The sequence below is a fragment of the Shouchella tritolerans genome (assembly GCF_025770735.1).
GTDB classification, from domain to species: Bacteria; Bacillota; Bacilli; order Bacillales; family Bacillaceae_D; genus Shouchella; species Shouchella tritolerans.
The window spans coordinates 274,496-289,669 of sequence record NZ_JAODPB010000003.1; the positions used below are offsets into that span (position 1 = coordinate 274,496).

The 15,174-nt window shown below is 42.9% G+C and carries 12 protein-coding genes; 8 read left to right on the top strand and 4 right to left on the bottom strand.

The features are described from left to right. Positions 1 to 34: 34 nt before the first annotated feature. From N6H06_RS11740 to N6H06_RS11755, 4 genes are all read right to left on the bottom strand, one after another. Positions 35 to 865 (bottom strand): carbohydrate ABC transporter permease, encoded by an 831-nt coding sequence (locus tag N6H06_RS11740; RefSeq protein WP_082808344.1) that lies wholly within the window; start codon positions 863 to 865, stop codon positions 35 to 37. Then, on the bottom strand, positions 862 to 1,788 hold the full coding sequence (locus tag N6H06_RS11745) for a carbohydrate ABC transporter permease (RefSeq protein ID WP_062748658.1): 927 nt from the start codon (positions 1,786 to 1,788) through the stop codon (positions 862 to 864). Before N6H06_RS11745 ends, N6H06_RS11740 begins: the two co-directional genes overlap by 4 nt. Before the next feature lie 67 nt (positions 1,789 to 1,855). After that, positions 1,856 to 3,154 (bottom strand): extracellular solute-binding protein, encoded by a 1,299-nt coding sequence (locus N6H06_RS11750; RefSeq protein WP_062748657.1) that lies wholly within the window; start codon positions 3,152 to 3,154, stop codon positions 1,856 to 1,858. A 571-nt stretch (positions 3,155 to 3,725) separates the two neighbouring features. Further along, positions 3,726 to 4,586, bottom strand: a complete 861-nt coding sequence (locus N6H06_RS11755) for a helix-turn-helix domain-containing protein (RefSeq protein ID WP_263706723.1) — start codon at positions 4,584 to 4,586, stop codon at positions 3,726 to 3,728. Between the two features lie 157 nt (positions 4,587 to 4,743). On the opposite strand from N6H06_RS11755, the gene N6H06_RS11760 reads away from it, so the two are divergent. The 8 genes from N6H06_RS11760 to N6H06_RS11795 all read left to right on the top strand — a co-directional run bounded on the left by N6H06_RS11760 (position 4,744) and on the right by N6H06_RS11795 (position 15,173). Beyond that, entirely contained in the window at positions 4,744 to 5,757 is a 1,014-nt protein-coding gene (locus tag N6H06_RS11760) for a zinc-binding alcohol dehydrogenase family protein (protein ID WP_263706725.1), read from the top strand. A gap of 146 nt (positions 5,758 to 5,903) precedes the next feature. Continuing rightward, positions 5,904 to 6,917, top strand: a complete 1,014-nt coding sequence (locus N6H06_RS11765) for a C4-dicarboxylate TRAP transporter substrate-binding protein (RefSeq protein ID WP_062748652.1) — start codon at positions 5,904 to 5,906, stop codon at positions 6,915 to 6,917. A gap of 89 nt (positions 6,918 to 7,006) precedes the next feature. Then, positions 7,007 to 7,489 carry a TRAP transporter small permease gene (locus N6H06_RS11770; protein ID WP_263706726.1) on the top strand — a complete coding sequence of 161 codons (483 nt, stop codon included), beginning with the start codon at positions 7,007 to 7,009 and terminating at the stop codon, positions 7,487 to 7,489. A 2-nt stretch (positions 7,490 to 7,491) separates the two neighbouring features. Then, positions 7,492 to 8,775, top strand: coding sequence for a TRAP transporter large permease (locus N6H06_RS11775; RefSeq protein WP_062748648.1), 1,284 nt, complete (start codon positions 7,492 to 7,494; stop codon positions 8,773 to 8,775). 130 nt (positions 8,776 to 8,905) lie between these two features. Beyond that, positions 8,906 to 10,399, top strand: coding sequence for a UxaA family hydrolase (locus tag N6H06_RS11780; RefSeq protein WP_263706729.1), 1,494 nt, complete (start codon positions 8,906 to 8,908; stop codon positions 10,397 to 10,399). A gap of 51 nt (positions 10,400 to 10,450) precedes the next feature. Beyond that, a complete protein-coding gene (locus tag N6H06_RS11785) occupies positions 10,451 to 11,971 on the top strand; it encodes a tagaturonate reductase (protein ID WP_263706730.1) in 1,521 nt (506 codons plus the stop codon). 495 nt (positions 11,972 to 12,466) lie between these two features. Further along, positions 12,467 to 13,081, top strand: a complete 615-nt coding sequence (locus N6H06_RS11790; RefSeq protein WP_062748644.1) for a DUF421 domain-containing protein — start codon at positions 12,467 to 12,469, stop codon at positions 13,079 to 13,081. Between the two features lie 265 nt (positions 13,082 to 13,346). Then, positions 13,347 to 15,173, top strand: coding sequence for a BglG family transcription antiterminator (locus N6H06_RS11795; RefSeq protein ID WP_263706732.1), 1,827 nt, complete (start codon positions 13,347 to 13,349; stop codon positions 15,171 to 15,173). Position 15,174: the final 1 nt, after the last annotated feature.

Here is a 15,174-nt window from a genome sequence, read left to right on the forward strand (position 1 = left end):
ACAGAGACAAGCACAACAAGTGAAACAACCGCATTTATCCTTTTAAAGCGCCGCCTGTCAGACCTTTGACAACACGTTCTTGGGCGATAATAAATAATAACAAAATCGGCAAGCTAGCGAGCGTAATAGCAGCCATTAGACCAGGGACGTTGATCATCAACTCGCCGTAAAAATTTTGCAGTCCAAGAGGCAAAGTCATCTTACTTCTTGTCGTTAGCAAGATGAGTGCAAAGATAAACTCTGTCCACAAGAAGACGAAATTGTAAATAACAATTGTAGACAAGGCTGGGGTTACATTAGGGAAAATCACTTTGCGAAAAATGGTCCAGTGATTCGCGCCGTCGATTTGCGCTGCTTCTTCAAGCTCTTTAGGAATTTCCTGCATAAACTGCGTCAAGATGAAAATGGAGATTGGCAAGCTAAAAGCAACATATGGGCCTAGTAAAGCCAACAATGTATCATAAATGCCCATCTCTTGTGTTAAAACAAAAATCGGTATTAAGGTTGCATGAATGGGGAGCATCATTCCTGCAACGAAGAGCAAAAACAGAGGGCGGTTAAAGCGGAATGACAGCCGACTTAATGGATAACTGGCTAATGAAGCAATGACGACTGTCAAGGAGACGGCGCTTACAGTAATGATTAAGCTATTTAAAAAGTAGCCAGCCAGCCCCATATCGACTACGGCAAAGTAATGTTCAAACGTAAAGGTGTCGGGCACAATCGCGTAAGGGTTGTTGAAAAATTCGTCCATGCTTTTAAGCGATGTACCGACCATGTACATAAACGGATAAAACGTAAACAACAACAAGGAAACAGCCAACACATACAGCATGATGCGTTTTACGAGTTGCAGTGGATTCACGAGAGGATCCCCCGTTTCTTTCGCTGGTATTCAACAAATTGGATGATGGCTACACAAATAAAGGCAATAATAAACATGGCAGCCGCGACTGTGCTCGCATAGCCCATGCTAAACTGGATAAAGCCTTGCTTGTACATATAGGTTCCTAATATTTCTGTTGCCCCTCCAGGGCCGCCGCCAGTCATAATGTAAAAAATGTCAAATGCTTTTAGTGAACCAACAACGGCGAGAACGGAAGAACTGACAATAGTAGGAACGAGGGCTGGCAACGTGATGTAAAAAAACTGTTGCCTTCCATTTGCGCCATCAATGCTAGCCGCTTCATACAATTCATTTGGAATCCCTACCATTGCTGCTTTAAATAAAATCATATAAAAAGGAGAGAATTGCCAAATAACGACAATTAAAATGGCAATCATCGCCACATTGGCGTCCGCCAACCAGGGGATCGCATCAAAACCAAATACTTGCAACAATTGGTTAATCGGACCGTTTATCGGGTCATACATAAAAATCCAGAGAAGCCCTATCGCCACCGTAGACATTAAATAGGGAAGAAAGTAGATAACATTTAACAATCTTTTCCCGATGACAGGGCTGAAGAGAACAAGTGCCATGATAAGCCCTAGCGGAATTTGTACAAAAACAGAAACAAGGACAAGCAAACTATTGTTTTGCAGCGCTTGCCAAAAAGTGGCGTCTTTAAGGAGAGTCACATAGTTATCCAGTCCAATAAAGGTGCGTTGAGGTTGTACACCATTCCACTCATGAAGGCTGTAATAGAATGTTGAAAAAATCGGATATAAAATAAATACGCTATAAACAAGAAGCGCTGGCAATACAAAGAAGAAAATCGTGCGACCATTCTTTGCCTTTCTTTGTGTAAGCGGGGGAGACGTTTCTGGTTGAACTGCGGTTTTCATATGTAGCCCTCCTTTTATAAAGATAAAGAGAGGCACTGTGATGAAAAAGTGCGCTCTCTTCTCTCTGTTAATCTAACAATTCTTTTGCTTTCTCTTCCATCTGGCTAGCCGCTTCTTCAGGTGTAAGCGTTTTACCGAATAGTTGCTGTGTTGTATCTAAATGCAGTTCGGCAAGAGCAGGGGGCAATGTTTGGTCATAAGGCATGTGAATATCATTGGCATTGGCGGCGATTTCATCAATTCGCTTAATAAATGGGTCATCTGTTTCAATGTCTTTAATAGCGGCAATGCTGCCCGTTCGGTTTACATAATCTTCGGCTGTTTCAATGCTTGTAAGTTCATTAATCAGCTCAACTGCAAGGTCAGGATGTTCTGTGGCTGAAGAAACGGACCAAACGGGGCTTGTTGCGCCACCTACATTGGAAGGATCGCCTTTTCCTTCAGCAATTTCAGGAAACTCGAACATCCCTAGTTTCTCTTCGAATTCAGGCGCTTCAGTACGCACACTAGAGATAAATGTATTCGTCATTAGCATCATTGCAGACTGGCCTGAATAAAGCAGTTGCCGGCCTTGCCCTGCATCGTAAGGAACGCCGTTAAACCCTGGATTAAAAGCGCCTCTATCAACAAGGTCTTGGATGTATTCGCCTGCTTTCACGTACGACTCGTCATCAAATCCTGTACCGTCACGATTAAAAGCCCCTTGAAAAAGGTCTTCGCCGCCAAGGCGGTCTGCAAAATACATCAAATAATATGTGCCCGGCCATTTTGTTTGGTTGGTCAATGTAATGGGGATAATATCGTTCTCTTTTAACGTGTCAACAATTTCAAGAAACTCGTCATATGTTTGCGGCTCCTCTAATCCGTAATCATTAAAAATGTCTTTGTTATAAAAGAACAGTGTTTGAGTAAGCCCTAACGGAAGCCCGTAAACTTCATCTTCAAATGTTGTATTGGTTAGCGCAACATCAAGAAATTTATCAAAGTCGATATCGTAGTCATTTAGTGACACAACTTGCCCGGCATCAGCAAACTCTTTTAGCCAGCTGCCACCCCAGGAAAAAAAGACATCTGGAGGGTCTCCTCCTGACATGGCAACAACCATCCGCTGTTTATAATCATCATTTGGAATATACTGCATGTTCACAGTCACACCTGGGTTCTTATCCTCAAAACGAGCAATTGCATCTTGATATACTTTTTCTTTTTCGCTCGCGTCATTTTGCCAAAGCTCTAATACAATGTCTCCTTGATGGTTTTCCCCCTCGCTTTCAGTTCCTGTGTCTTCATTTGAATTGCCACAAGCACTGAGAACAAACAATGACATCATCGAAAAACAAACAAGCTTCGCGACTTTCTGTCTCATTGCAAAACCCCCCTTTTCATTTTGATGCAACTATGCCAATGGGAACAGCGCGCCGGTACCAGTGTATGGTCTTGTTATCTTGGTTCCCCCATAAAGGAGCATTACAATCGTTCCATAAGTCACCTCCTTATCAAATTGGAAGAGCAAGCTATACACAGACCTTTCCTTTGAAAGCATGCAAAAAAACCCTCATCACAGGAATCAATCGATTCCTTGTCGTTTAATCAGGGTTGTATTCATCAGGCTGCGTCTATTAAGTTATGGCAATGATAGCGATAATATGATTGTCCCATGTAAGAATAAAGAGATTATGAAAAAGAGGTTTATTATTTGTAAAATTTTTATTGTTATTATATAGGATTGCTTGCTCCCTAGTCAATGGTTTTAGATAAATTGTTATTTGCCCCTTTAAAAACATAAAAAGCCCATGATCCTTCGTGTGAAGCGAAGTTGCTACACAACTTTCACACGGAGGTTACCATGAGCGAAGTGGTGTTTCTAACATTGGTACCTTGTCCCTTTATAAAAGAGGAATCAATCGGCTGGAGGACAAAGCATGTTTTCTAAAAATCTATTTGGCAAAGCTACTTCGATACGCCGCTGGCGTTACGGACGTAAGCCTTTTAAATGTCCGATAGAAGTGTGGCATACTGTTAAAACCACATTGTTCCGCAATAAGGGCAATGTTCTCTTTTTGTTTCTGTAGTAAATTTTTGGCCATAATGATGCGCTTCGTTGTGATGTATTCTGTTACATTCATGCCGATAAGTTTTTTAAATACCCTGCTAAAGTGCGCTGGCGACACGGCTGCTATTTTAGCGAGGTTGTTCAGTTCGAGCTCATTTTCTAAATTGAGCTCGATGTAGTCAAGAACCTGATTGATCCACACTGGCCCAGCATTATGAGGCCCGACACGCTCGCTCTTGAGGCAGTTTCGGTTTAGAAACAAAAGAATCTGCTGCAACAAAAGGGCTAACATCTGCCTCTGGTCAATGCGCTTTTCTTTTTCCTCCTCCCAGAGCTGATCGATATACATTTCGAGCTGAGCACGGTTTTTTTGCTCTAGCCGGTGCCTGTAATGTTTACGTCCTCTGCCTTCCTCAAACAGCCTTAGATATGATTGCGAGTCCCAGAATACAGAGCGCTGCAATAAAACGGGGCTAAAAAAAATAGCTGTTGAGGTAATCAAATTCTCCGCTGTTGGGATGACGCGGTGGATCGTATTCCCAGGAATCGTGATAATATCTCCCTGTTCAGCTTGAAACAAATTCTGATCGATAAAAAAGGTTCCTTTCCCTTGATAGACATAGACAATTTCATACCAGTCGTGGAGATGTTCAGGAAGCTCCCGATTAGGCGTTTTTGTATCCTTATAAGCAAGGAAAAAGGGGAAATCATTCTCTGAATCAAACGTTTTGCGGACAGGTTCCAATCACAACACCTCTTTTCAAAACTAAAAATCTTAATCTTTCTATACTATATCAATAAAAGGTATATATTGAGCATAATACGCAATATTTATAACTTATTTATGGTGATAAAATGAATCTTGGCAACAACGAAGAGTGGACAGAATGAGGAGGAAAACTGTGAAAAGCATCGTTTGCGAACGGCCTACTGTATTCAAAATGACAAACGAGAAAGCGCCTTCAATTAGGCCAGGTGAAGCGTTAGTTCGGATTAAACGAATTGGCATATGCGGGACTGATCTTCATGCTTATAAAGGAAACCAGCCCTTTTTTTCCTATCCTAGAGTACTAGGGCATGAGCTGTCTGGTGTCATTGAAGAGGTCGAACATAATCCAGAAGGGCTGCAAGTAGGAGATCGTGTAGCGATCATCCCTTATTTAAGCTGTGGAAATTGCCATGCTTGTCGAAATGGCAAAACGAATTGTTGTACAAAGGTGAATGTGCTGGGCGTTCATGTCGATGGTGGCATGAAAGAGTTGGTTGCTGTTCCTACTAAACAATTAATGAAAACCAATAGTCTTTCCTATGATGAAGCGGCCCTAATTGAGCCTCTTGCTATTGGCGCACACGCTGTAAATCGGGCGAAGCCAAGAAGAAATGAACAGGTTTTGGTGATCGGGGCAGGGCCCATCGGATTGGGCGTGATGCTTTTTGCCAAGGAACAGGGTGCCCGTGTCATCGCTATGGATGTTAATGAAGAAAGGCTTGAATTTTGCCAACAATGGGCCAAAGTCGATGCTGTAGTCCATGCATTGGATAACCCTCTGTCCAAACTTAATGAACGAACGAATGACGAGTTGCCGACAATTGTTTTTGATGCGACGGGAAACAACCATTCCATGATGAAAGCTTTTAACTATGTTGCTCATGGGGGGAAATTGGTTTACGTAGGGCTTGTTAACGGAATGATTCAATTTGATGATCCAGAATTTCATAAAAGAGAAATGACATTAATGGCCAGCAGGAACGCTACCAAGGAGGATTTTACCTACGTCTTACAGGTGTTGGAATCAGGTTCTACTAAACTGGCTTCGTACATTACCCATCGCTGCAGCTTTATGGAGATGGTTGAACAGTTTGATAGCTGGCTGTTACCGGAATCAAAGGTGATAAAGGCGATCGTAGAGCTCTAGGGGATGAGAAATCAGGTCATCCCTTTGCCTGAATCTATCATCTATCTAAATCAAGTATAGGTAAGGATAACAGGTTGTTATGGCAAAAATGAAAGCGTTGTCAATGATAGCGAGCAATAAAAAAATATACGTAAGGACTGAATGGAATGAAGACTGGGAAAACCATTTACTCCCTCATACTTCTTGTAATGGGTGTAGCTTTGCTGACGGCATGCAGTACGTCTGATGCTAGCAATAGCTCAGACCAGGTTTACACCGTGAATATCGCTTACGGAAATCAGCCAGGTGAACCAGTAGACCAAATGGCGCGGAAGTGGAAGGAGCTTGCCGAAGAACGGAGCAACGGACGGTTGAACATACGGTTATACCCCAGCTCACAGCTAGGCTCTGAAGCGGACGTAGTGGAGCAGGCGCTGTTTGGGAGCAATGTGATCATCTTTACGGGTTATGATTTCTTAATGAACTTTGTCCCTGATTTCGGAGTGATGACGGCTCCGTATTTAGTAGACGACGTAGAGGATTTATTCTACCTGACGACAACGGATTGGTTTAAATCGCTCGAGGATGACTTGAGGCAGGAAGGTTTAGAGATTGTGACAACAAACACTCTCTATGGTGAGCGCCATCTCATGACAACAAAAGAGGTTCTGACACCAGAGGATTTAAAAGGGCTAAAAATCCGAGTTCCAAACAACCAGATGTATATTCATACGTTCAATGTGCTTGGAGCTTCTCCAACCCCGCTTCCTTTATCCGATATGTATGCTTCCTTGCAGCAGGGGGTGATTGATGGAGCTGAGAATCCGCTACCTGTTCTCTCTGGCTCAAAAACACATGAAGTCGCGAAATTTCTAGCGTTAACGGGACATACGAAGATTATCAGCCCATGGGTAACTGGGAATGATTTCATGGCCTCCTTACCAGCTGACTTGCGAGACATTTTAAAGACAACAGGGGATGAAGCAGGGGAATTTGAAAAAATGATTGTTGCCGAGGAGGAGCAAAAGGTTCTCGAAGATTTTGCTTCACAAGGGATTAAGATTAACGAGATTGATGTCGAGCCGTTTAAGGAAAGAGCACAGGAGATTTTTAACCGTATTCCTGAATGGAGCCCTGATCTACAAGAAACGATTCAAGAGCTGCTGGATAACCGTGATTAGAAGGAGTTTACAACTCCCTTGTCTATGGTAGAAGCGGCATAGATGCTTAGAGGAAAGCTTACACTCACAACAACGTAGAGGTGATAAACATGAAGCGTTTTTTTCATCATTTGGATGATTATCTAGGAGTTCTTGCTTTATCAGGAATTATTATTCTCATCAGCTCAAACGTAATTTTCCGGTTTGTCTTAAACAATCCGATCACATGGACTGAGGAAGTAAGTTTGGCGTTGTTTATATGGCTTACGTTTATCGGTATTAGCTCTGGGATCAAGCACAATTCACACGTAGGGATCGATTATTTCGTCCGAAAAATGCCGGATAAAATTCGCCATTATGTTCAGGTGGCAAGGCTTGTCGTGATTTTTGCTGCCACTATCCTTGTGTTTATCTACTGGGGGGCTGCGTTTGCCATTCACGGTATAGCCAAAGTAACTCCAGTGCTTGGGATCAGTTATACATTCATTAATTTGGCGGTGCCGCTAGGTTCGTTGCTAGCCGTGTTTCATCTCCTTAAAGTGTTTCTCAAAAGAGACTGGGCTTATATACATCAAGAGAGAGGACTGGAGTAAGGATGGATTTAACAATCGCTTTAATCATCATGTTTGCTCTGATCATATTGAATATTCCGGTAGCCTACGCCATTATTGCCGGCTGCGCGTACTACTTTATAATGAATGACAGCTTCACACATGAAATCTTAATCCAAAGAATGATGAGTGGCGTAGAATCCTTTCCTCTCCTTGCGATCGTTTTCTTTATAACAGCAGGGATTCTGATGAACTATACCGGAATTACGGAAAGAATGCTTAACTTTGCCCAGGTCATGACTGGACATATGACAGGTGGGCTAGCGAAGGTCAATGTATTGCTCAGTGTGCTGATGGGAGGCTTGTCGGGGTCTAATATCGCCGACGCGGCCATGCAGTCCAAAGTACTTGTCCCCCAAATGACGAAGCGCGATTATCCGCCTGCTTTCTCAACAGCATTAACAGCGGCGACATCTCTGATTACACCGATCATTCCCCCAGGGATAGCCCTGATTATGTACGGCTATATCGGGAACGTGTCTATCGGCAATCTGTTTCTGGCTGGCATTGTACCGGGCCTGATGCTCAGTGTGATTTTCCTGATACTCGTTCATTTTGTCGCTAAGAAAAGGGGCTTTGAAACGGAAAAAAAGCCAGCGGCTAAACCGAAAGAAATGCTTATTGCTTCCAAGGATGCAGCGTTTGCGATTCTGTTGCCGATTATCATTATCGGGGGGATTCGCTTTGGCGTGTTCAGCCCAACTGAAGCTGGGGCGATTGCTGTTATCTACGCTCTTATTTTAGGGTTTTTTATTTATCGCCAGATGAAGGGCAATCAGCTCATTACCGCTTTAAAAGAATCGGTCAATTTGACGGCAACGATCATGATCATTATTGCAGCAGGAACGGCCTTCGGTTGGATTTTAACGCTGGAGCAAATTCCGCAGCAACTAACTGGAACCGTAACCAATTTTATCGAGAGCCCTGCCGTCTTCTTATTTGTCATTATGATCTTTTTGCTCGTTGTAGGCATGTTTATTGAAGGAAACGTTTTACTTATTATTCTCACACCTATCTTTATGCCTATGATTCAAACATTCGGTATAGATCCAGTTAGTTTTGGGATTTTCTTTATTCTTTGTCTTAGTGTCGGCACGATCACTCCCCCTATTGGGACGATTATGTTTACGACAACGGCAATCACCAAAGTGAAGGTCGAAGATTTCATTAAAGAGGCGTGGCCTTTTTATATTGTTCTAATGATTGCAATCTTGCTTGTTGCTTATTTCCCAGCGATCTCGCTATGGCTGCCTTCTCTGTTCTCCTGATCCATAAATGAAAAACGATGAAGCCATCCATTATGGGGAAATAGGAGCTTATACTCTAACGGTACCAGCAACAACAGGACACCATGGGGCTAGATTGAATGCGTGTTCGATAAATAAGGAGGTCTTGATATTGTCTAACGCTTTTTTTCAGGTTCACCCTACAGACAACGTAATCGTCAGCTTAAAAGAGCTACAAAAACATGAACGTATCCTGTTTAAAGAGGAGCATATTCCTTTATCCAGAGACGTTCCTTCTGGTCACAAAATCGCTATTAGAGACATCGCTGTAGGAGAAGACATCATAAAATACGGATTTCCTATTGGTCAGGCGAGCAAGCCTATTCAAAAAGGGGACTGGGTACACACCGATAATGTTGTTACGAAGCTATCAGGAACGCTCGATTATCAGTATCAACATAAATCTCAGCCGTTTCGTGTTCGGGAATCGACGTTCACTTTTGATGGGTACTGGCGCAAGAACGGGGAAGCTGGCATTCGTAATGAAATATGGATTATCAATACCGTAGGCTGTATCAATAAAACGGCAGAGATTCTGGCTAAAATGGGAAACGAGGCATATCAAGAGGAAGGGATCGATGGCATCTATCATTTTCCTCATCCCCTTGGCTGCTCCCAACTAGGCGATGATTTGCATAATACCCAAAAAATATTAGGAAGACTAGTAGAACATCCTAACGCTGCAGGGGTTCTCGTACTAGGCCTAGGGTGTGAAAACAATTTTATAGACACCTTTAAACAGGTCCTATCAGAAATCGATGAAGAGCGAGTGAAGTTTCTCGCTGTCCAAGACGTGGAGGATGAACTTGAGGAGGGCCTCGATTTACTCGGGGATCTAGTCAGCTACGCAAAAACGTTTAAAAAAGAGCCTATTCCCCTTTCAAAGTTAAAAGTTGGTTTAAAATGCGGAGGTTCAGACGGATTCTCAGGAATCACCGCAAATCCGATGGTCGGAGCGTTTTCCGATATGCTTATCTCCGCAGGAGGGACAACGATTTTGACGGAAGTGCCTGAAATGTTTGGCGCAGAGACCATTCTGATGGATCGGGTTACGGATAAGAAGGTATTTAACGATTTAGTTGATGTTGTGAACGGTTTCAAGGAGTATTTCCTTAAGTATAACCAGCCGGTCTACGAAAATCCTTCTCCAGGCAATAAAAAAGGAGGCATTACAACACTGGAGGAAAAGTCACTTGGCTGTGTCCAAAAGGGTGGATTTGCCCCTGTCGTCGACGTCCTCCCTTATGGTTCTAAGGTTACAAAGCAGGGTCTGAACATCGTACAAGGTCCAGGAAACGACTTAGTATCCGTCACAAACCTTGCTGCAGCTGGTGCCCATATTGTGCTGTTCACCACAGGAAGGGGAACCCCGTTTGGCGGCCCTGTGCCAACGGTTAAAATTTCAACCAATACGGCACTATTTGAAAAGAAGAGGAATTGGATTGATTATAACGCTGGACAGCTCATCCAAGGCAGAAGTATGGACGATGTCAAAAAGGACTTTTTCACCTATCTGCTTCAGGTCGCTTCGGGAAAAACGAAAACAAAAAATGAGCAGTACGGTTTTAAAGAGATCGCTATTTTTAAAGATGGTGTTACCCTTTAAGCTCATAAAATACAATCTTACTGAAAGGCTACACACAAAGGGGACCTTGGAATGGAACAGTTAACAAAAAAATTCTTAGCTCAAAATCAAGCCAAGAAGCAGCTCCTACAGGACGCTAACAAAGCTTGCAACCAGCATTTGCCAGAGCGTATCATCCAGTTTGGTGAGGGGAATTTTTTGCGCGGCTTTGTCGATTGGATGATTCATACGTTGAATAAAAAAGGCTTGTTTAATGGCTCAATTGTAGCGATACAACCGACTCCACACGGTAAAGTGGTGCCTAAATTAAACGCACAGGACGGTTTGTATACGTTGGTGCAGCGAGGAATGTTAAATGGGGCAGAGGTGGATGAAAGGGAGATTGTGACTTCGATCAGCAGGGGAATTAATCCCTATACAGATTGGCAAAAAGTTCTTGAGGTAGCTGAAAACAGTGAAGTTCGTTTTATGTTTTCCAACACCACTGAAGCCGGAATAACGTATTTGCAAGAGGCGTACGACAAGGAACGCTCTCCCCTATCTTTTCCAGGAAAGGTGGCTGCTTATCTCTATCATCGTTTTCAAACGTTCCAAGGTGATAAGGGAGCGGGCATGATCATATTCCCCTGTGAGCTGTTGGGCAACAACGGGCAACTGCTGAAGGAAATTGTCATTAGGCTGGCAACGGAATGGGGCTTCCCTCCATCCTTTATAGACTGGGTCGAACAGCATAATCAGTTCTGCAATACGCTTGTAGACCGTATTGTCACAGGCTTTCCTAGGGAAGGGGTTGAGCAATTTAATCAAGAGTTAGGCTATGAGGATGTGCTTTTAACAATCTGTGAACCGTTTCATTTATTCGCCATAGAGGCCAAAAAACCGGAAATAGCGGCACAGTTGCCTTTCGAGCAGGCTGGATTAAACGTCCATTGGAAGCCTGTAGCTCCATTTCGAGAGCTGAAGGTTCGAATTCTTAATGGTGCTCATACAATGATGTTTGCGGCGGCGTATCTATCTGGCCTGGATACTGTGAAGGAAGCGATGGAAGATCAGGAGCTCCAGCATTTTATCCGTAAAGGAGTTTACGAAGAAATCTTGCCCTTGCTTCAGGCCAATGAAGAGGAAAAGATTCGCTTTGCAGACGCTACATTAGAAAGGTTTAGCAATCCCTTTAATCAGCATCATCTATTAGACATTTCACTGAACGCCATCTTTAAATGGAAGACTAGGATATTGCCTTCTTTTTTGGAAGCGGTGAGGAAAAACGATGCCCTTCCAGAAGCTTTAACATTTTCATTAGCCGCTTTATACGTCTTTTACCGTCCTGATTATGTTAAGGATCATGTATGGTTTGGTAAACGCGGGGATACTGTGTATCCAATTAGAGAGAATGAAAAAACGCTTCGTTTCATTCAAATTCTTTTTAATGACAATGCCGACGATTTGCAGCGTAAAATTCATTTGTTTCTTAGCAATCAGGAGTTTTGGGAGACAGATTTAACAGCTGTCCCAGAATTGACGGAAACGGTTACGTTCCATGTGCAAAATATATTAGAACATGGGATGAAAGTTGCTTTACGATCACTCGTGTGAGATAGATTTTAAGTATTAAGTAAGCATGCGTAAAGGGAAATATAACCGTCCCTTTCTCCAGCTTGGTTAGAGAGGGGCGGTTTATTTAAATTTCGTGTCGCTGATTTTCCTCAGCAAAGAACATGGGCAAGAAGCGCAAATAAAGTATATTTTTTAATAAAGCAGCCAAGTAAGGCCTTTAAGCGTCTTGAACGTATCTTTCAAGTGTGCTTAAAGGCTTTTTGCTGTTTTTATAACGGAAACCACGATAAAAGGAGACAGAAAAATGGTCGAGTTGCCATGCAAAAGATGTAAAGTCAATGATTGTGGTGGTATCCATTCAGTCTGACGGAAATGCCGCGCATTTGGACATGACCAAAACCTTGTTTTCGTAAGCCTGAAGGTGTGTCGCCAAGTACTGCTCGTGCACGACTATGAACGGTTCAACGAAAGTAAATGAATGAAATAGGGGCAATTGATAAAAATAGGATAAAACCGTAAAAGGGGTAGCGCATTATGGGCGATATTTGGAACGAAATATGGAGGTCTCTGCTTTTAATTGTTATCGGTATGCTGCTGCTTAAGATTTCTGGTAGAAAATCAATTTCACAAATGACCATCCCCACGACAATTATAATGATTTCAATTGGTACTGTGATTGTCCAACCGATTGCAAATAAACATATTGTACTGACGATAACGGCAGCGGTCGTGTTTATACTCGTGTTGCTAGTTGTTGAGTTCATGCAACTGAAATGGAATGCATTTGAAATGGTAATGAAAGGCCCGGCTATTGTCGTTATCCGTGACGGCCAACTGCATATACAAAATTTGAAAAAGCTTAGAATGACAGTGGATACTTTAGAAATGCAACTAAGGCAACAAGGAATTGCGAACATCGGTGATGTAAAAACGGCAACAATTGAGTCTAACGGAGGGCTTGGCTATGAACTGTTTGATTGGGCAAAACCAATTACTCATGCCCAAATGGAAACTTTGCTAGCCAATTATTTAGGCCGGTCTCCGATAACGAAAGAAATAAAAGCAGGAAAAGAAAATAGTGGAAAACCTAGTTTATTTGAGGAAGTTAAAACCGGTCATCATGGTACGGATAATAAGCATCTAGAGTGATCTATCTAAGCAACTGGACTGACTAAGCGCGTATCGGTTTCAAAAATCAGTATAATAGGCGGGCATAAATGGTATGTGGGAATTATTGTAAGAAAGAGAAGACGTCATGCCATGTTAAAATAACAGGAAGAGGTAAACTGATTTATAAGGTTTAGGCTAAAAACAGCAATGGATGACAGCGCTTACTTCCTAACCATTTAGGAAATAGGATAGCCTAGCAGGAAAAGGCGAGCCCATCTATAGTGAGAATTAGGAGGTGGTCGCATTGAAGAAACGGCATGCCAGACTGCTTCAATTATTAAAAGAAAAGGAGGGGCGATTTTTGTCAGGCCGGGAGCTAGGCGAACAGCTAGGCGTGAGCGACCGGACGATTCGCAATGACATTCGCATTTTGAATGAGGACTATTTAATCAATGCAGAAATTGTTTCCAACAACCGCCTTGGGTATAAATTGAGAGGGACATTAACGCAGTTTAACGAGCGCCCTCATTTAGATTTAGATTACCACAAACGGGCTTTTCAGCTTGTCAAAGAATTGCTTGATGCAAATGGATGGATGAGCTATGACAAGTTTGCGGAAACCCATTTTGTCTCCCCGCAAACGATCCATAGTGATGTGATGCGGATGTCGGAATGGCTGAAGCAGTATGACCGAAAAGCCATGTTTGAAACAAAGCCTTTTTGTGGAATTCGCTTGCTTGGGAATGAGCAAGATAAACGGATGTTGTTGACAAGTTTGTTCAACAATGAATTTGCTGCAAAGCAAGAAGCGATTTCACAAATGACAACGGCCTTTTCAGGATGGCATACTCCGCAAAGCATTGCCGATATAGGCAAAAAGCTAAGCGATGTTTTAGATGCAAATAGCATCTATGTGTCGGCCAGTGTCTGGGCAAAGTTATTGGCTGTAGTGCTTGTCGCTGTCCATCGCGCAAAAACGCATGAATTAAGCACAAACAATAGCGCGCAAGCAGGAGCAAACTGGAAACTGGCTGAACAAATAGCGAATGCGATTGGTTGGCCATGTTGCCCCGATGGGGAACTTGCTTATCTTGCTTCTAATTGCATCGCCTTCAAGTTGCTTCCGATCCAAAAAAACGGCAACACAGCCGCTTCTGAACGGCTACAGGCGGCCTGCTTAGCAGGGTTGTCGTTACTCGAGAAGCAGTACGGCGTCGATTTAATAGGCGACCAAAAGCTGCTAAGGCATTTAACGTTGCATTTGCAAAATATGTTGTCCGTATTACAAGACCAATATGAAATCGAAGCTCCATCGTTATCGATGATTAAAGCCCAATACATTCAAGCGTTTCAAATGGCGGTTGTCTTTGCTGAAGAATTAGGAGAAAAGTTGTCTATTTCCGTTCCTGAAGCAGAAGTAAGCTACTTAGCCCTTCATTTGCAAGCGGCAATTGACCGAATGGAACGAAAGCCAATTCGCATTCCCTTAATCAGTACAAAAAGCTTGGCTGTGACAACGTTAATGAAACAAAAAGTTGAACAAGCATATCCGCAAGTGTCCATTCAGGAAATCTATATTCCTTATGCTCCTTCAGCGGTACCCCGCGATGCTGCGTTTGTACTAACGACGTCCAAGGAGCTCAAGACGCAGCACAAGACATTGTATATCGAAGGCGATTTCATCACAAAAGAAGACATTGCCCGTATTAAAGAATGCTTAACTTATGGGATTTTGCAGGCCCGTGTTACAGAAGATTGCTTTTTCCGTTTAAATGGGCAGACAAAAGAAGAAGTGTTGCGCTTGCTTGTGAAAAAGGCAGGAGCCGAAGTGTACTTGCCATCGATTGAATCGAGGGAGCAATTGTCTGCCACAGACATTGGCAACCGCATGGCTGTGCCCCATCCACTTATTTCAATCGATGCCCCGGAAACAAAAATTTTTGTCGGCATGAACAGCCGTGCCGTCCAATGGGGAGAGCGGACAGTCCAAATGGTGTTCTTGCTGTTGGTGAGTGAACGGGACACCGTGTTGTACGAATCAATCTTTCGCGAAATTTATCAACTTAGTAAAACGGCACGTCTTCAAGACATGAAGTCGTACCAAGGATTTCGGAATAGTTTGTCATTATAAC